We start from the raw sequence: 16,019 nt of genomic DNA on the forward strand, positions 1-16,019 counted from the left end.
ACGGACATCAGTTCACCCCAGTGATTTCAGGCAAACCCAAGGTCTCAGCCAGTTCATCAGTACGCGCCCACCTATCCCCGGGGATTAGAGCAATCATATTTGTGAATACCCTGAGGAACACCGCTCGACCGGCAGCGGCATCAAGCGAATCTGCACGGTCAGGGGTCAGCAATGCGCGAATATCACCCAGCAGGTCAGGTCGAGCGAACTTCGCCAGCATCCGCTGCTCAGCCTCTGCCCGCGAGATAGCCTGACCCTGTTGGTCAAGATATCGGACAAACAACTCAATAACCCGATCGAGATTTAGTTCGGGAAGCGCATCTAACGCATGGTCGAGATCAAAAAGATCGCGCCCCTTATCACGCTGTAGCAATGCGCGAAGCTTTGTCGCCAATAGCTCCTCGGAAGAGAAGGACGCTATGGTCGTCTTACCCGTGAACCATGGATTTTCGACAGTGTACGGAATTGATACCGGCGGATCGAACGCTTCGATCTCTGCGATATTGATCTCGACCTTCAGCCGGAGCTGCGCGTCGGGATCATCCTCAGCTGGCACACGAAAGCGCAGCTTCGGCGCGACCGGACTTGCGGCATAATTGGCTTGTCCCAGCCACGGCTCCAATACCTCTCGCATTGCATCGAGAAGCGGGCCGATCGGGCCTGCTGTCGTCCGCACCAGATCGATGTCTTCTGAGTACCGCATAGGTTCCGGGAAGATGACCTTGTTGAGCGCTGTGCCGCCGCGGAATCTCAGCTCGGTACTTAGAAGGTCGTGATTGAAGATCTCGACCAACGCGCGCGAGATGATCAGGTCCTGTTCGATCTGCCTCGGTTCAGCCCATGGAGCTTTAATGCTCCAAGCCGTGATGTTCGTCTCGGGGATCATTGGTCATCGACCTCGATTGGACGGCGGACGACGATGTGCCAGCGTGAGCTGCGTTGCCGCTCTTCGCTGGCAGCAATGACGCTACCCTCGCGCGGCTCAAGCTCCACCCATGGCACATTGCCATTATGGAGGTGTCTCTCCAAACAGGCTGCAAGCTCTTCTTGGCCCAACAAGTCGAGCAGGTAACCAAGGCGCTGGACAACCGACCGTTCGAATTTCGGCACCAGCGCGTCGAGACGCGTCGGATCAATCTCGGCGCCAAGCTCGTTTAGCACGCTCGCGGCATGGCTGATGCCGCCGCTCGCATGTGGATAGCGCACCAAATCCAGTGCCGTTAGCGCTGGCGACGACATTCGCATTGAACCGGTATCGGTCTTTCTTCGCTCCACCCCCCGTTCGATGCTTTCCATGTCTTTGCGGAAGTAAAAGGCGAGCTTGGAACGCCCGGCACGAATAGGCTTCCACTGCCGGTCCGTTACTACCTGAAATTCCATGACTGCCTGGTGTGCCGCCCCTTGGATTTCTGCGGCCTTCAGGAGCGCGACATAGTACGGCCGCCCCGCATCCTTCATCATCGCATCAATGTACCAGCTTGGCGGAGGCGCTCCCCACTTTAAATAACGTGTGGGCGTGATGACGTAGAAACCGCGGCGCGGTGCGAAGACATGACCCCGCTTCTTCAGGCGCGCGGCTGCGTCTAGGAAGGCTCCGTGGCTAACCCCCAAAGCCGCCATCGCATCCTCGCGCGTGAAGGTGGTACGCCCGCTCGACGCCAACTCTTCAACATAGCCCGCCAAACTGGTGATGCGCTCGGGTATCATATTGCAAAATCCGCTCTACCAGCCGACTTTCTAATATGATATTGCAGTGCGAGCAAGTTCAATATGGCTAAGTCCGCGAAGAACGCGGAGCTTGGCATACGATTCCAAAGGCGGCGTATGATACAGAATGACAGTGATCAAAAGATCAAGGCGGTGGTTTTGAAGCTTGAGTATCATGGAACGCTCATGACGCTCGCGTAATAGATCAAACGCCGAAACCTAACCCGACAAGAAGTTTCAGTGCTCCAAAGGACTACTCAAATCATGCAGCTAGACACACTGATCGTCAAAAATTTCCAGTGCTTCGGTCCGGACGGAATTGAACTAGACATGACCGATCCAGTGACGGCGATGATTGGTGCGAATGGCTCAGGAAAAACGGCTGTCTTCCAAGCGCTCGACCGGCTGTTTGGGCTCGGCGGCTCAGCACGAAAGATCGAAAAATCTGATTTTCACCTCCCCGTCGACGCGGACGATGTTGAGAACGAGTGTGGACTTCATCTGGAGGCGGCCTTCTCTTTCCCGGAACTTGACGACGATGCGGCCGGCGCTGCTGTTGCTGAGTTCTGGACGCAGATGTCAGCCAGCGGACCCGATGATCCGCTGAAGGCAAGGATTGTTCTGAAAGCTGTTTGGGTCGACGATGGGACGCCCGACGGTGTCGTGGAATCCAGCATTCGATGGATCACGCGCACGGACGACGACTACGAGTGGGACGCATGCAAGCCGCTGACCGCCGCTCAGCGATCGGCCATCCAAGTCGTCTATGTCCCGGCCAATCGCGGCTCGCTCTCTCAGGTGAAGGCCCTGCTCCGGGGACGTCTCTGGCGCGCCGCCCGTTGGTCCGAGGCGTTGCAAGAGAAAACCGAAGAAAATGCGGAACAGCTTCAGGATGCGTTTCAGAAAGAACCGCCGGTGACGTTCATCAGCAAACGGTTGTCCCAACGATGGCAACAGGTCAACGAAGCTGGAACGCACGCCCAGCCAATCCTGAAACTCACCGAGGACCGCTTCGAAGCGATTATTCGGCATGCTGATGTGAAATTCTCGCCGGACGCATCTGGCGCAGATCGTCCGCTTGAGCGGCTAAGCGATGGGCAGAAATCCTTGTTCCAGATCGCTCTTACAGCGGCTCTGCTTGAGATCGAACAGGACGCACTCGCTCTGTCCGATGACAAGTCGCCCTTTGAGCCCACGCAGCTAAAACACGTTCCTCTAACTATGCTCCTGATCGAAGAACCGGAAAACTCGCTCTCGCCGTTTTTCCTGTCCCGCATCATGGACCTTTGCGAGGACATCGCTGAGATGGATACGGCGCAGGTCATGCTGTCCAGCCATAGCGCGTCGATCCTTTCCCGAGTAAAGCCTGAAACGCTTCGCTATTGCCGCCTCGACGCGAAGACCGGACAAAGCTCGATCAGAGCACTCACCCTGCCGCCTGCGACCGAAGAAGCCGGCAAGTATGTGCGGCAAGCCGTGCGGGCCTATCCGGAGCTTTACTTCGCGAAGCTCGTCGTGCTTGGCGAAGGAGACTCCGAGCAGATCGTGTTGCCGAAGCTTGCTGCAGCGCGCGGCCTTCATCTCGACAAGGCCTTCTGTCCGATCGTTCCTTTGGGTGGGCGCCATGTCGAACATTTCTGGCGTTTGCTCAAAGACCTTTCCATCCCACACATCACTTTGCTCGATCTTGATTACGGGCGACAGCATGGCGGGGCTGCCGCGATCCGCAGCATTGTCGAAAAACTGCTCGGGTTCGGGGTCGAGTTCGGTGACTGCGAGCATGTTGCAAGCGGCGAAATCGATCCGGACGACATTGATGAATTAACTGATGACGATATCGACATCGAATACGACGACAAGGCCGGCAAAACTAAAGGTAGGTATTGGCTGGAAACGCTTAGGGCACGCAACGTCTTCTTCTCAGAGCCGATCGACATCGATTTTTCGATGCTTTGGGAATTTCATGATGCCTATTCGCGGCCCACACCTGGGGGCCACGGACCGGGAAAATCCGAAGATGTTGCCGTAAAGCGAAAAAAAACCACGCTCAAAAAAACTGGCCATCCCGACTACTATGACGAGTCTTGGAACGATCTTTTTCGTTGGTATCCCTATCTCTTTCTATCAAAGAGCAAACCTGTCGCGCATCTGACCGCATTGAAACGCATCAAGAGGAAAGATCTGAAATCACCACCGGAAGAGCTTAACGCCTTGCTTGACCAAATCGAGCAGCATCTCGGCTAAAGTATGGCGATCATCAAATCAGAACAATGGAAGCCGAAGGGCGTCGCCTCCCTTGAACCCGCAGCGCTCCACGCCATCCGCGAAAACGACCACAACCTATGTGTCGTAGCCAGCGCAGGCGCAGGGAAAACCGAGTTTCTCGCACAGAAGGCAGACTACCTGCTTTCCACGGGCATTTGCCGCGCACCGCACAGAATTCTGGCTATCAGTTTCAAGAGCGACGCGGCCAAGAACCTCAAAGATCGCGTGCGGCAGCGCTGTGGACCAGAACTTTCAGGCCGGTTCGATTCTTTGACTTTCGACGCCTTCTCAAAAGGCCTTGTTGATCGCTTCGGCGCTCTTGTCCCGGCTCCGTACACGCCGTCCCCTGACTACGAGATTGCCTTTCCCGGTTTTCGAGATTGGAACGATTTCCTGACGCGCCACGGGTATCAGCATCTGTCCGGCAAAACGCTCGAACAAGCCGTTGCACGCTGCAAGCTTCCGATCGCAACCCTGAACCCCAAGAACCCAGAATGGAAGGACGTCCTCACGCGATTTTGGACTGAGTATTACCGAGACGAGAACCTGACACAGCTGACCTTCCCGATGATCAACCGGCTCGTCGACTTCGTTCTGTCGCATGACCCGCGCCTGGTTGCTGGACTGCAAGCGACCTACCCGTTCGTCTTTCTTGACGAGTTTCAAGACACCACGTTTGGTCAATATGACTTACTCAAACTTCTGTTCTTGAACAGCGACGCTCGACTCACAGCCGTTGGCGACAACAAGCAGCGGATCATGGTTTGGGCAGGCGCAATGCCGAATGCGTTCACGACATTTGCGGCCGATTTCGGCGCCAAGCAGGAAACGCTCATCTCCAATTGGCGCTCTCATCCAGAACTAGTCGAGATTCAGCACGCAATCGCCGTATCGCTCGAAGCCGCCTCTGCGAAACCCGAGGCCAAGCGCGTCAAGGATGTCGACGGCGACGTCTGCGCAATCTGGGCGTATGATGATCGAGCGTCAGAGTGTGACGGTGTCGCGAACTGGATCGCCACCGCTATTGATTCCGGTGAGATGGCCCCTGAAGACTGCGCCGTCCTGGTCCGTTTCAAACCCTATGAACTTGAGGACGAACTCGGACCATCACTCGCGTCACGTGGAGTGCGTCTTCGAAACATTGCCCGCAATCCCGAGGGCGCCAGTATCGCAATTCAGGATGTTCTCACCGAGGACGTCACACAGTGCGTAATGGCGCTGATCCGACTTGGCGCGTTCCACAAAGCCCCCGAGGACTGGCACGCGAGCGCCGAGCGACTGTCCATCATTTGGGGTTTGGACCCAGACAGCGAGGCCGACCAGGAGGCTTTACAAGACCAACTCGGAGCCAAGCTCGCTGAGTTGCGGGACTATATGGCGGCAAATGCGCCATCCGACGCATCATGCACAACCCTCGTCCAATCGATCCTGGAATTTGTCGGCGAGACTGAACTGCGAGCCACTGTCCCGTCCTATCGTCGTGACAAGGACTATCGTCGTGCTCGTGACGGACTGACATGCCTATTGAAAGAATCTGCTGAAGGCGAAACTGATTGGGCGGCCGTCGCCAACAACTGCGGCGGCGTTGGTCAGGTTCCGCTTATGAGCATTCACAAAAGCAAAGGGTTGGAATTTCACACCGTCATCTTTTTCGGGCTCGACAGCAAGACTTGGTGGGCGTTCGAGCCGGAGGACAGCGAAGAGATGCGGGCGTTTTTCGTTGCGTTCACGCGCGCTATGCAACGCGTCTTTTTCACCTCCTGCAGAAGTCGAGGGACACGTCTCTCTTATGTCGATGATCTGATCGGCAAGGTTGGTGTTGAGAGGATTGCTGGTCCGAAATCAATGTGACAGGCGGTTCTACGACTTCGACGGATGAGGATAATCCACGAGGGGAAAGCCTTCCCCTGCGGCCGAGCCTGTAGTCTCGACCGACCCCTTCTGCGGGGAGACCCCGCAACGCCCCCTTTAGAGTGAGAGGCCTGCGGCTGTCGCCGTGACGGGTTTGGAGGTCGAGAGAGAGGCTCTCGGACCGCCCGTCCTGGAGATCAGCTATGACTGCAATCGAGATCATGAACGGCCGCCCCGAGAGCGGCGGCTACAAGGTGGATGTGTCCCGCGGCGGGCATAACGAGCGGGTGTCGTCCGAATGGTTTTCCCGGCCCGACGACGAGAAATATCTCTCTCTTTCGGAGCTCTACGCCTCGGTGAAAGGCCGCGCCGAGTGCAGCCGGACGCGGACGGTCGAAAGCGCAGCGATCCGCGTCGAAGCCCATCGCGACGAACCCGAGAAGCTCGCGCTTGTCCTGCCGGACGCCGAGGCGCCGGTCGCGCCGACCCATTGGAGCTTCGGCCAGCTTGCGAGCCTTGTCGGCGCGCCGGCGGCCTATCTGCGCCAACTTCCGGCACCGCTCGCGGGCATCAACCTGCAATACGGCCTCACCAATCATCGCGTCGAGCAGGTCAAGACGATGGAAGTCGCCGATGGCCGCACAGAACTGCGCGCCGTCACCGGCCCGGACTATGGCCGCATCTACGACCATGAGCTGGTCTCCGCTGTGCAGCGCATCGCGGGCGACGGCGTCGGCGACACGCGCTGGAAAGTGCCGGGCGTGCTCGACTGGTCGACCGGCATCTACAACCCGATGGTCGACGTCACCAAGGACACGACCACGCTCTACGCGTCCGATCGCGATGTGTTCCTCTTCCTGGTCGACGATCTGAATCCGATCGAGGCGGGCACGCTGCCCGATGGCTCGCCCGACCTTTTCTTCCGCGGCTTCTACTGTTGGAACTCGGAGGTCGGGGCGAAGACGCTCGGCATCGCGAGCTTCTATCTCCGCGCCGTCTGCCAGAACCGCAATCTCTGGGGTGTCGAGGACTTCCAGGAGATCAGCATCCGGCATTCCAAATACGCCGCCAACCGCTTCGCGCATGAAGCAGCACCTGCGCTCGCGAACTTCGCCGACTCTTCACCGCAGCCTTTCATCCAGGGCATTCGCTCCGCACGTGAACGGATCGTTGCGCGCAGCGACGAGGACCGCATCGACTTTCTGCGCAAGCGCGGCTTCTCGAAGGCGGAGACCGGCAAGATCGTCGAGACCGTCCTCGCCGAGGAAGGCCGCCCGCCCGAGAGCGTGTTCGATTTCGTGCAGGGCATCACCGCTGTCGCGCGGGCCAAACCTCAGCAGGATGCGCGCCTCACCATGGAGAGCCGTGCCAAGAAGCTGCTGGAGGCGGCCGCCTAGGCCCGCCGTTCCGCTTCGGTCCTTACGCTCCGTCCACGGTCCATCGCTTCCGGAGAGGAAGAGGTGGGCCGTGGTTTTCGCGACGGGTTTGGAGGTCAGAGAGAGTCTCATGGCCGCCCGTCGCGGAGAAATCTAATGACGAAGTCCAAAAAGATCACCCTCAGCGCCTCGCGCGACTTTCCCTTCAACAAGCTGGTTCTGAGCCAGTCCAACGTCCGAAAGGTCAAAGCCGGCGTCTCGATAGAGGAACTGGCCGAGGACATCGCCCGGCGCACGCTCCTGTCGTCGATCACGGTCCGGCCCGTCCTCGACGATGATGGCGCGGAAACCGGCATGTTCGAAATCCCGGCCGGCGGGCGGCGCTACCGCGCGCTCGAACTGCTCGTGAAGCAGCGTCGTCTGAACAAGACTGCGCCCGTGCCGTGCATCGTGCGGACCGAAGGTCTGGCGGAAGAGGACAGCCTCGCCGAGAACATCCAGCGCGCACCGCTGCATCCGCTCGATCAGTTTCGTGCCTTCCAGGCCATGCGCGAGAAGGGCAAGTCGGAGGAAGAGATCGCCGCGGCCTTCTTCGTCTCGGTCAATGTCGTCAAGCAACGCCTCAAGCTGGCCGCCATCTCGGCGACACTGCTCGACGCCTATGCCGAAGAGGAGATGACCCTCGACCAACTCATGGCCTTCACGGTCAATCCCGACCACGAGCGCCAGGAACAGGTCTGGGACGCGCTCAAGCAGCACTACAACAAACAGCCCTACGAAATCCGCCGAATGCTGACCGAGGGCGCAGTGCGCGCTTCCGACCGGCGTGCGCAATTCGTGGGTCTCGACAACTATGTCGAAGCGGGTGGCGAGGTGCTGCGCGATCTGTTCCAGACCGATGATGGCGGCTGGCTGCAAGACGCCGCCCTGCTCGAAACCATGGTCAGCGAGAAGCTGAACGAAGAGGCGGAAGCCATCCGGGCCGAAGGCTGGAAGTGGATCGAGGTTGCGACCGACTTTCCCTACGGTCACACCTACGACCTTCGGCGCATTCGCGGCGAAGCGGAGCCGATGAGCGAGGAAGAAGAGAAGACCTACGAGGCACTCAAGACCGAGTACGACAAGCTCGAAGATGACTACGCCGAGGCGGATGAACTTCCCGAAGAAGTCGATGCGCGGCTGGGCGAGATCGAGACGGCGATGGAAGAAATGCAGAACCGTCCGATCCGGTTCGAGGCGGAAGACTACGCCATCGCGGGCGCATTCGTCAGCATCGACGGCTCTGGCGGATTGCGGGTCGAACGCGGCTACGTCCGGCCCGAGGACGAACCGGCAGTCGAAGCCGAGGACGATCCGGAGGGCACGACCGTCGACCCCGATACGGACGATGCAACCACTGACGCACCCGATCCGGTGACGGTTCAAGATGAGGACGAGGATGATGACGTCACCAAGCCGCTGTCTGATCGCCTCGTCTGCGAACTGACCGTTCATCGCACCATGGCGCTGCGCGATGCGCTGACGAACGATCCGCAGCTAGCGATGCTCGCCTGCCTGCACGCGATGGTCCTGCAGCTCTTCTACCATTGCGGCCAAGACAGCTGCGTCGAGATCAGCCCACGCTCAACGCAGTTTGGATCGCAAGCCCCGAACCTCGGCGACGCTGCTTACGTTCAGTCGATCGATCTCGGGATCGAGACCTGGGCGGGCAATCTGCCGAAGCAACCGGAAGAGCTGTGGGATGCGCTGACCGAGTGGGACAGCGACAGCCGGGACGCGCTCTTCGCCCATTGCGTGGCGATGACCGTCAACGCCGTGCAGGAGCCGCACCACCGCAAGCCGCGCCAGATCGCACATGCCGATATCCTCGCATCGACGCTCGGGCTCGACATGGTGAAGGCGGGCTGGACGCCGACGGCCGACAGCTATCTCGGTCGCGTGACCAAGGCGCAGATCCTCGCCGCCGTCCGCGAGGCGAAGGGCGACAAGGACGCCGACCGGATCGCCGGGTTCAAGAAGCCCGACATGGTCGAGGCAGCGGAAGAGCTGCTGGCTGGCTCCGGCTGGCTCCCGCAACCGCTGCGCACGGCCCCACTCGCGGAAGACCCGGACGAGCCGGAATTCGAGATCGTCGATGATGGCGATGTCGCGTCAGAGGAACCCGCCGTCGAGGACGACGAGGAAGCGGTCGCGCTCCAAGCCGCCGAGTGAGGGCACAAAGGCAGGCGTTCGGCGGCTCTTGGTCGATGGTTCGAACCACCCGATTGGGTGATGATCAACCTGTCGCCGAAGCCGCCTTCGCCCAATTCTTCGAGCAGTTGGCGACCACCAACCGAGGGAGACGCTCCCCCAACTCCCTCACCCTGGGGCCTGTCGGACGCGGCAGGCCCTTTTTTTGTGTATTTTTCAGGAGACCGACATGGACAGTCCCGCAACGGACCTATCGCAAAAGCTGAGCCGCGAGGCCGAGGCTGTGTGCCGCCAATACCTCTCCAATGGTCGAAAGCATGGCAATTACTGGGTCGTCGGCGACGTCGACAACACTCCTGGTCGCAGCCTCTATATCCGTCTCTCTGGGCCGACCCGCGGCAAGGGTGCGGCGGGCAAATGGACCGATGCCGCCACCGGCGAACATGGTGATCTGCTCGACCTCATAGCAGCCAATCTCAATCTCTCCACACTCCGCGACACGCTCGACGAGGCACGACGCTTTCTGAGCCTGCCACGTCCCGAACCGCCCGCAAGACAGCCCCAGACGCCGGTAGCGCGTGGATCGCCCGAGGCGGCACGGCGGCTTTGGGCGATGGGTCAGCCGATCGCGGGCACGTTGGCGGAGCGTTATCTCTCGGCACGCAAATTGAAAGACCTTCGAAGCGTGAGCGCGCTTCGATTCCATCCGAACTGCTACTATTGGCGAGAGGACGCGGACCCCAACGACGCACCCGAATCCTGGCCCGCCTTACTTGCGAAAGTCACCGACACTACCGGAATGCTGACTGGCGTACATCGGACCTGGCTTGACCCGGAGACGACCAAAAAAGCTCCGCTCGCTCCCAACCGCAAGGCGATGGGCAATCTGCTCGGCCACGCCGTCAGGATCGGATCACCGACCGACATTCTCGCCGTCGGCGAAGGCTTGGAGACGATGCTCTCGCTGAGGCTGGCACTTGCCGGTCTGCCGATTGCAGCGGCGCTGTCGGGCAATCATCTCGCAGCGTTCGATCCGCCGACCGATCTTCGCCGACTGTATGTCTCCATCGACAATGACGAGGCGGGACGGACGGCTTTCAACGCATTAACCGATCGCTTGGCGGACCGTGACCTGCACCTCCTGCCGCTGCGCCCAATGTTCGACGATTTCAACGGCGATCTCCGGAACTGCGGCATCAACGAGATGCGCAGCCACTTGCGTCCACAGCTCGTGCCGGTCGATGTTCCGAATTTGCTCGCAGCCGACCCCGACTGAAGCAGAGAACCGGGTCTCGTCAGCTGGACAGGCGACATGAGCCCTCGCCAAAGAGCCGCGCCCGTCGGCCTTCCCGAGAGGGGCGAGCCGGAGCGGAACCCGCCCGGTCCGGCAATGGCTGCGGCGACACCGTTTTCCGCCGCCGAGCGAAGCTCGACTTTGCATCGCGATCCAAAACGGCGTCGCCTCCGCCATCCTCCGCTGACGCTCCGGCCGACGCAGCCACGAGGTCCACACGAAGTACCACTTCGTGGAGAGTTGCGTCGGTGCAGGCCCGGTCGCGTCCCGCTTTCCGTCACCCATGAAGGCCGCGCGAGGCGCGGTCAGCGACAAAGAGGCCTTTTTCACCCATGACCCAGCACGAGCCCGACACCCGCTCCGCCACAGCCCTCGTCCTCGACGAGTTGCAGCTCTTCGGACATCGACCGTTTGCCGACGAACCCGACCCGCGGCCACTCCCAGACGCCGGAACCGTCGAAGGCGCGATCGCGGATATCTTCGACGCCTTGGTCGTCGCTCTCGGCGACACCCGGCTCGAACCCGATCTCGAAGACCTGCTCTGGTCGACCACCAACGTCTTCCACCGGATGGCGACGCGCAGCGACCGCAAGCTCGACGACAACGAACAGGCGCAACGGCGCGCGCAGCGCAGCCAGGACGGATCCGAAGTCCGCTCGGTCGAACTGGAACGCCTGATCGCCGAAGGGCTGACTCTCACCGAACAGCGCAACGCCTATGAGGGCATGCGCGATCTCGCCGCCGAGCACTTCGAAGCCCATCTCGGCCAGACCTGGCATCCGCGTTCCGGCAGTCACGTGGATCGCAAGCATATGACCGCCGCGATGATCGACAGCCGCGATTATCTCGATGCCAAGCGCAAGACCGAGCTCGAACCGCTGCTTCCCACCGGCACCAAGATCGCCTTCACCGGCGGGCAGGACGTGGCCGACACCGGTGCCATCTGGGCGGCCCTCGACAAGGTGCGCGCCAAGCATGACGACATGGTGCTGCTGCATGGCGGTTCGCGCAAGGGCGCCGAACGCATAGCCGCCTGCTGGGCCGACAATCGCAACTGCCAACAGATCGTCTTCAAGCCGGATTGGACCCGCCACGGCAAGGCCGCGCCGTTCAAGCGCAATGATCTCCTCTTGGAGACGCTACCGATCGGTCTGATTGTCTTCCCAGGCTCCGGCATCACCGACAATCTCGCCGACAAGGCCAAGGTGCTCGGCATCCCGCTCTACGATTTCCGCGCGAAAAACGGCGTGTCGTCATGACCCGTGATGCGCATATCGCATCGCGATGCGATCAGGGGGAATATTCCGTGAACACCGCAGCTATGCTATGCTTCACTAGCGCCGTGGCGGTGGTGGAGGCGCATCCCATGAGAGGAGACCGCCCATGTTCGTATCAGCCTTCCTAAGTGTCATCGGCCTCGGCTTCCTCGTCTGGGTGTTGTTCGCACTCGCTGTCTACGCGCTCCCCGCCTTTGTCGGGATGAGCGTCGGCATGTATGTCTACGACACCGAGGCGGGCGTGATCGCGGCATTAGTGGCTGGTATGTTTGCCGCCGTCTTCACCTATCTCATTGGCCAGATTGTCTTCGCCAAGGTCCAGTCCGTCCCCATCCGTCTCGCCGTCGGCGCGCTCTTCGCGGCGCCTGCCGGCGTCGCCGGTTTTTCCGCGATTAAGGGCCTGTCGCAGATCGGGGGTGCTTCCGAAACTTGGACACTGGCATTCGCGATCATCGGCGGGATCGTCACCGCAGGCACCGCTTGGGTGCGGATCGCAAGCCTCGCCGGTCCTATTGGCGAGGATGATGGGCAGCACATAGACGCCATCCAGGCGAGCCCTTTCGCGAACGATCGCTGACACTTGCCGTTTCAGAAAGCCTGACATCACGGTATAGCGCAGGTCAGGCCGAAGCTCGGATATGGGCGTTCGGCTGAGCGCGTTTGATCTCGTTAAAGCGCCTCGACCAAGCACAACGCATATCAAACACTTCCAAGCCTCAGTGGGAGGGAGCATTCTCGCAATGCCGGGAGAGCTTGTCGATGAACATGCTCTACGCCGTTCTGCACGCCAGAGCCTGTCTTTCTCCGACCGACATTGCCGATGGATTGCCCGGTCCGAGGGTGGCGGTCATTTCTCATCCCATGCCCTCGTCACCCGCGTCCGTCACGGCCTCTCATTGGGCTGATCTGACCGGGATCGGCTGACGCCTCGACCGCCTCAGCCGCAACGCCGGGTTCGGACTTTCTTCCCCTGGGCTATCGCCCATTCCTCGCGGGACGACCCTGACGGGTCCAAGAAAGACCGCCCCCGGCGTCCTCCGCTGGCGCTGCGGGCCAAGGGCTGCGTCGGCGGATCGTCCCGGTCCTGACGATCGCCATCGAGACCGCGATGGGCGCGGGATCGAAAGCCAAAGGAGAAATGACATGTCCACCATCGGAACCTTCAAGAAGATCGGCAACGAATACGTCGGAGAAATCGTCACCCTCAACGTGCAGGCGCAGAACGTCCGTATCGTCCCTGAGGAAAGCACTTCCGGCGAGAACGCTCCCTCCCACCGGGTCTTCGTCGGCCGCGCCGAGATCGGCGCCGCCTGGTCGAAGCGCTCGAACGAGAGCCGCGACTATCTGAGCCTCAAGCTGGACGATCCGAGCTTCACACAGCCGATCTACGCCAACCTCTTCGATGACACGGTCGTCGAAGGCGGCGAAGAGACCTTCAGCCTCATCTGGTCCCGGGCACGCCGGAAGAACGGCGACTGAGCACCGCGACCTCAGCCCCGCCTGGGACACCGGGCGGGGCTTACGTCTGTTCAACGTCCTCGGTAGCGCTTTCCCTCAACAAAAGATCCGGCCGCACTTCCAGCGCCAGCGCGGCGTGCCAAAGCGTGATGATGGTGACGTTCTGTTGGCCGCGCTCCATCGAGCTCACATGGGCGCGATCCACGCCCATCTTCACGGCCAATGCCGCCTGGCTCATGTCAGCTAAGGTTCTGTAGTGCTTGAGATTGTTCCCAAAAATCTGCCGGATATCCATCCGACGACAAAAGACCTATCGCGTATTTTAGTGCGACGTATTATAATGCACGCTCTACGCCACGTCGTTCAGCGATCAGATACGGGAATGCAGCCTTTCAGCCGTGCGGCAGTTGCGCGAAGCCATGTAAATGAGGCATTAACCATATGGGCATCGACGGTGCTCATGGGGGATAAGATGAGCAGTGAGATTAGTCGAAAACTTACCGATACCCCGCCAAACAGCGACCACCTGACCGACTATGACCGCGCCCAACTCAAGCTTTACGCACGCCTCCTCGACGCGGAAGCCGATGGGGCGGCGCTTTCGGAAGTCGCGCACCACCTGTTCGGGATCGACGCCGAAGACGAACCGGAGCGCGCCAGACGCGTGCATGACAATCATCTCGTGCGCGCTCATTGGGTCGCAGAGCAAGGCTACCGTGAGCTTCTGACCAACCCATAAAGCTGCAAGAAGCGTGCAGACGCGTGATGCTTTTCGCGCATCACTCTATGCCGCCCGGCTCCCTACGCTTTCCCGTTTAACGCGAGCATATTGCTGAGTCCAAAGCTTCTGACGCTCGGCGCGTAACAGTGGGAGAGCGGATATGCCGACGAACTGGCGAGACGAAACCGATTACGCTTACATCGAACAACTCGATGCGTCCGGCCTGGCTTGGGAATGCCTCAGGCGCAATCCCGACTACCGGGCCGCGTTTCCGAACATGACCGAGAACGAGGCGGCCGCTTGGGGGTTACGATTTCCCGGTCGATCCTGAGCTCAAGGCGACGGACGCGAAACTCTACTGGCGACCTTCTATTGCACCAGCCGTGACCTCTTTGATGACGGCCGGGACACTCCGCGACGCAGAGCCAACGGCTTTGAATCATGTGATCGTGGAAGCAAGGCGCGGCGCCCGTGGCCGCTATTGGACCCGCATTCGTTCCGGATTGATCGTCGTTTCCGACGATGAATTGACCGCAGAACGGCCGCGCGCTTTCATCGTCCCATGGTCGCCCGACTGGTCGATTAGGATCGCCACCGCGGAGCGCCTTAGGCGCGTCTGGGGTGGTCAGATACCGCGCGCTCTGTTCACCCTTCAACGGCGTAAACGCATCGGTCATGCGCTGCGCACGAACGATGCGCGGCAATCGGGGGTGCGTCTGCGCGACATTGCGGTGACCTATTTCGGCGCACGACGGGTCGCCGCCGAACCTTGGAAGACGAGCGCTCTGAAAGCGCAGGTCGCGCGTCTTGCAAACTACGGCAGGCATCTGACGGAAGCGGGTTTCAAACAGCTTCTGCGCGGAAAAACGAAATAATGCCAAATGATTGCGGCATGCTATCGGGCTGATACTCTAAAATCATGTCGATCGAGTCTAAACCTTCAGTCAGCCCTCCGCGCATTCTCGGTCGCACGCGCCGTCTGCCTACGAAATCGCGAACAATCTTCGATCAGATTTTTCACAGCGGTGGCGGATACGTTCTCGATTTCTCGGACCGGACGATGGCCGAATGGTTCGAGGAGACGTTCGATCTGAATATCTTCCAAGAGCGTTTCCAGATCGAAGGACACAGCAAGGGAAAGACGCTGCGCGGTTTCGTCGAAGTGGCGGAACCGCGCTTTGTGGCCCAAGTCATGCGCGCGCTTTGGGACTACCGATGCAGCCTGGCCGACTACCGCGAGGACGATGCAGAAGAAGAAGCGCGCCTCGCAGATTGGCTTCAACGCTTCGCAGACGAACTCGAGGCCGCATCGACCATGAAGCTCGAAGATGCGCTGACCGACTTCTCGCGCGACACGACCCTGCCGAAGCTACGCGCCGCCATCGCAAACGATCTGGTTGCCGAGAAGCCCGACGTCGCGCTTGATCGCGTGCATACCTACTGCGTCAAACGCTTCCGCCATTTGCTCTCCGAACGCGGCCAGCCCGTCGACGCCAAGACACCGCTTCATGCGATTTTCGGCGCCTATGGGAAACTTCTCCGCGATGCAGGCGAGGTCACGCAGTTCGCGTTACCGACCCTACGCGTGCAGCATAAGCTGTTCGAAAGTCTCAACGACGCACGCAACAAGCGATCCTTCGCGCATGACAATGACCTGCTGTCGGTATCCGAAGCGCAGTTTCTGATCGACTGCGTACTCTCTTCCCTGGCCTTCATCGAACGGATCGAGAGCAGCCGTCCGCGATCCCAAGACGACATTCGCTTCTGAAAATTACTGTCTGAGCATACGCGTATCCCGATTTTCAGGGGTGACGATTCCGCGCGAAAATCTTCGTCATCCCTCCCGGGCGCTCTTCTCCGCTTCTCTGGCCACGAGCCGT

At 60.2% G+C, this 16,019-nt stretch carries 16 protein-coding genes; 13 read left to right on the top strand and 3 right to left on the bottom strand.

What is annotated here, in order from left to right:
* Positions 1-7: 7 nt before the first annotated feature.
* Entirely contained in the window at positions 8-886 is an 879-nt protein-coding gene (locus tag AC2FJ6_RS00830; RefSeq protein ID WP_496668128.1) for a nucleotidyl transferase AbiEii/AbiGii toxin family protein, read from the bottom strand.
* A complete protein-coding gene (locus AC2FJ6_RS00835; RefSeq protein ID WP_496668130.1) occupies positions 883-1,707 on the bottom strand; it encodes a type IV toxin-antitoxin system AbiEi family antitoxin domain-containing protein in 825 nt (274 codons plus the stop codon). The genes AC2FJ6_RS00830 and AC2FJ6_RS00835 overlap by 4 nt, the downstream gene beginning before the upstream one ends.
* A 264-nt stretch (positions 1,708-1,971) precedes the next feature.
* Here AC2FJ6_RS00835 and AC2FJ6_RS00840 point away from each other — a divergent pair, with 264 nt between their 5' ends.
* The 9 genes from AC2FJ6_RS00840 (at position 1,972) to AC2FJ6_RS00880 (ending at position 13,439) form a co-directional block, all read left to right on the top strand.
* Positions 1,972-3,951, top strand: coding sequence for an ATP-dependent nuclease (locus AC2FJ6_RS00840; RefSeq protein ID WP_496668132.1), 1,980 nt, complete (start codon positions 1,972-1,974; stop codon positions 3,949-3,951).
* 3 nt (positions 3,952-3,954) lie between these two features.
* Positions 3,955-5,823 (top strand): UvrD-helicase domain-containing protein, encoded by a 1,869-nt coding sequence (locus tag AC2FJ6_RS00845; protein ID WP_496668134.1) that lies wholly within the window; start codon positions 3,955-3,957, stop codon positions 5,821-5,823.
* A gap of 203 nt (positions 5,824-6,026) precedes the next feature.
* Positions 6,027-7,220, top strand: coding sequence for a DUF932 domain-containing protein (locus tag AC2FJ6_RS00850; RefSeq protein ID WP_496668136.1), 1,194 nt, complete (start codon positions 6,027-6,029; stop codon positions 7,218-7,220).
* Between the two features lie 135 nt (positions 7,221-7,355).
* Positions 7,356-9,410 (top strand): ParB/RepB/Spo0J family partition protein, encoded by a 2,055-nt coding sequence (locus tag AC2FJ6_RS00855; protein ID WP_496668138.1) that lies wholly within the window; start codon positions 7,356-7,358, stop codon positions 9,408-9,410.
* A gap of 208 nt (positions 9,411-9,618) precedes the next feature.
* Entirely contained in the window at positions 9,619-10,665 is a 1,047-nt protein-coding gene (locus AC2FJ6_RS00860) for a DUF7146 domain-containing protein (RefSeq protein WP_496668140.1), read from the top strand.
* A gap of 350 nt (positions 10,666-11,015) precedes the next feature.
* Positions 11,016-11,942: a DUF2493 domain-containing protein gene (locus tag AC2FJ6_RS00865; RefSeq protein ID WP_496668142.1), complete on the top strand. Its 927-nt coding sequence runs from the start codon at positions 11,016-11,018 to the stop codon at positions 11,940-11,942.
* Positions 11,943-12,066: 124 nt separating this feature from the next.
* Positions 12,067-12,537 (top strand): hypothetical protein, encoded by a 471-nt coding sequence (locus AC2FJ6_RS00870; RefSeq protein WP_496668144.1) that lies wholly within the window; start codon positions 12,067-12,069, stop codon positions 12,535-12,537.
* A gap of 182 nt (positions 12,538-12,719) precedes the next feature.
* Positions 12,720-12,884 (top strand): hypothetical protein, encoded by a 165-nt coding sequence (locus tag AC2FJ6_RS00875; protein WP_371224233.1) that lies wholly within the window; start codon positions 12,720-12,722, stop codon positions 12,882-12,884.
* 219 nt (positions 12,885-13,103) lie between these two features.
* Positions 13,104-13,439, top strand: coding sequence for a DUF736 domain-containing protein (locus AC2FJ6_RS00880; protein WP_496668146.1), 336 nt, complete (start codon positions 13,104-13,106; stop codon positions 13,437-13,439).
* Between the two features lie 40 nt (positions 13,440-13,479).
* Here the strand turns inward: AC2FJ6_RS00880 and AC2FJ6_RS00885 are convergent, their stop codons facing one another.
* On the bottom strand, positions 13,480-13,713 hold the full coding sequence (locus AC2FJ6_RS00885) for a helix-turn-helix domain-containing protein (RefSeq protein ID WP_127772697.1): 234 nt from the start codon (positions 13,711-13,713) through the stop codon (positions 13,480-13,482).
* A gap of 177 nt (positions 13,714-13,890) precedes the next feature.
* Here AC2FJ6_RS00885 and AC2FJ6_RS00890 point away from each other — a divergent pair, with 177 nt between their 5' ends.
* The 4 genes from AC2FJ6_RS00890 to AC2FJ6_RS00905 all read left to right on the top strand — a co-directional run bounded on the left by AC2FJ6_RS00890 (position 13,891) and on the right by AC2FJ6_RS00905 (position 15,907).
* Positions 13,891-14,157 (top strand): DNA -binding domain-containing protein, encoded by a 267-nt coding sequence (locus AC2FJ6_RS00890; protein ID WP_496668148.1) that lies wholly within the window; start codon positions 13,891-13,893, stop codon positions 14,155-14,157.
* Positions 14,158-14,299: 142 nt separating this feature from the next.
* On the top strand, positions 14,300-14,470 hold the full coding sequence (locus AC2FJ6_RS00895; protein ID WP_496668150.1) for a transcriptional regulator domain-containing protein: 171 nt from the start codon (positions 14,300-14,302) through the stop codon (positions 14,468-14,470).
* Between the two features lie 112 nt (positions 14,471-14,582).
* Positions 14,583-15,014 (top strand): DUF2285 domain-containing protein, encoded by a 432-nt coding sequence (locus tag AC2FJ6_RS00900; protein ID WP_496668583.1) that lies wholly within the window; start codon positions 14,583-14,585, stop codon positions 15,012-15,014.
* A 185-nt stretch (positions 15,015-15,199) separates the two neighbouring features.
* Positions 15,200-15,907, top strand: a complete 708-nt coding sequence (locus AC2FJ6_RS00905; RefSeq protein WP_496668152.1) for an abortive infection family protein — start codon at positions 15,200-15,202, stop codon at positions 15,905-15,907.
* Positions 15,908-16,019: the final 112 nt, after the last annotated feature.

The sequence above is a fragment of the Ruegeria sp. CDSA089 genome (assembly GCF_059612205.1).

Bases quoted from the DNA above. Each gene is read 5' to 3' on its own strand.
- AC2FJ6_RS00840 (WP_496668132.1), top strand. From the start codon at position 1,972: ATGCAGCTAGACACACTGATCGTCAAAAATTTCCAGTGCTTCGGTCCG.
- AC2FJ6_RS00880 (WP_496668146.1), top strand. From the start codon at position 13,104: ATGTCCACCATCGGAACCTTCAAGAAGATCGGCAACGAATACGTCGGA.
- AC2FJ6_RS00855 (WP_496668138.1), top strand. From the start codon at position 7,356: ATGACGAAGTCCAAAAAGATCACCCTCAGCGCCTCGCGCGACTTTCCC.
- AC2FJ6_RS00890 (WP_496668148.1), top strand. From the start codon at position 13,891: ATGAGCAGTGAGATTAGTCGAAAACTTACCGATACCCCGCCAAACAGC.
- AC2FJ6_RS00850 (WP_496668136.1), top strand. From the start codon at position 6,027: ATGACTGCAATCGAGATCATGAACGGCCGCCCCGAGAGCGGCGGCTAC.
- AC2FJ6_RS00845 (WP_496668134.1), top strand. From the start codon at position 3,955: ATGGCGATCATCAAATCAGAACAATGGAAGCCGAAGGGCGTCGCCTCC.
- AC2FJ6_RS00860 (WP_496668140.1), top strand. From the start codon at position 9,619: ATGGACAGTCCCGCAACGGACCTATCGCAAAAGCTGAGCCGCGAGGCC.
- AC2FJ6_RS00835 (WP_496668130.1), bottom strand. From the start codon at position 1,707: ATGATACCCGAGCGCATCACCAGTTTGGCGGGCTATGTTGAAGAGTTG.
- AC2FJ6_RS00830 (WP_496668128.1), bottom strand. From the start codon at position 886: ATGATCCCCGAGACGAACATCACGGCTTGGAGCATTAAAGCTCCATGG.
- AC2FJ6_RS00875 (WP_371224233.1), top strand. From the start codon at position 12,720: ATGAACATGCTCTACGCCGTTCTGCACGCCAGAGCCTGTCTTTCTCCG.
- AC2FJ6_RS00885 (WP_127772697.1), bottom strand. From the start codon at position 13,713: ATGGATATCCGGCAGATTTTTGGGAACAATCTCAAGCACTACAGAACC.
- AC2FJ6_RS00870 (WP_496668144.1), top strand. From the start codon at position 12,067: ATGTTCGTATCAGCCTTCCTAAGTGTCATCGGCCTCGGCTTCCTCGTC.
- AC2FJ6_RS00895 (WP_496668150.1), top strand. From the start codon at position 14,300: ATGCCGACGAACTGGCGAGACGAAACCGATTACGCTTACATCGAACAA.
- AC2FJ6_RS00905 (WP_496668152.1), top strand. From the start codon at position 15,200: ATGGCCGAATGGTTCGAGGAGACGTTCGATCTGAATATCTTCCAAGAG.
- AC2FJ6_RS00865 (WP_496668142.1), top strand. From the start codon at position 11,016: ATGACCCAGCACGAGCCCGACACCCGCTCCGCCACAGCCCTCGTCCTC.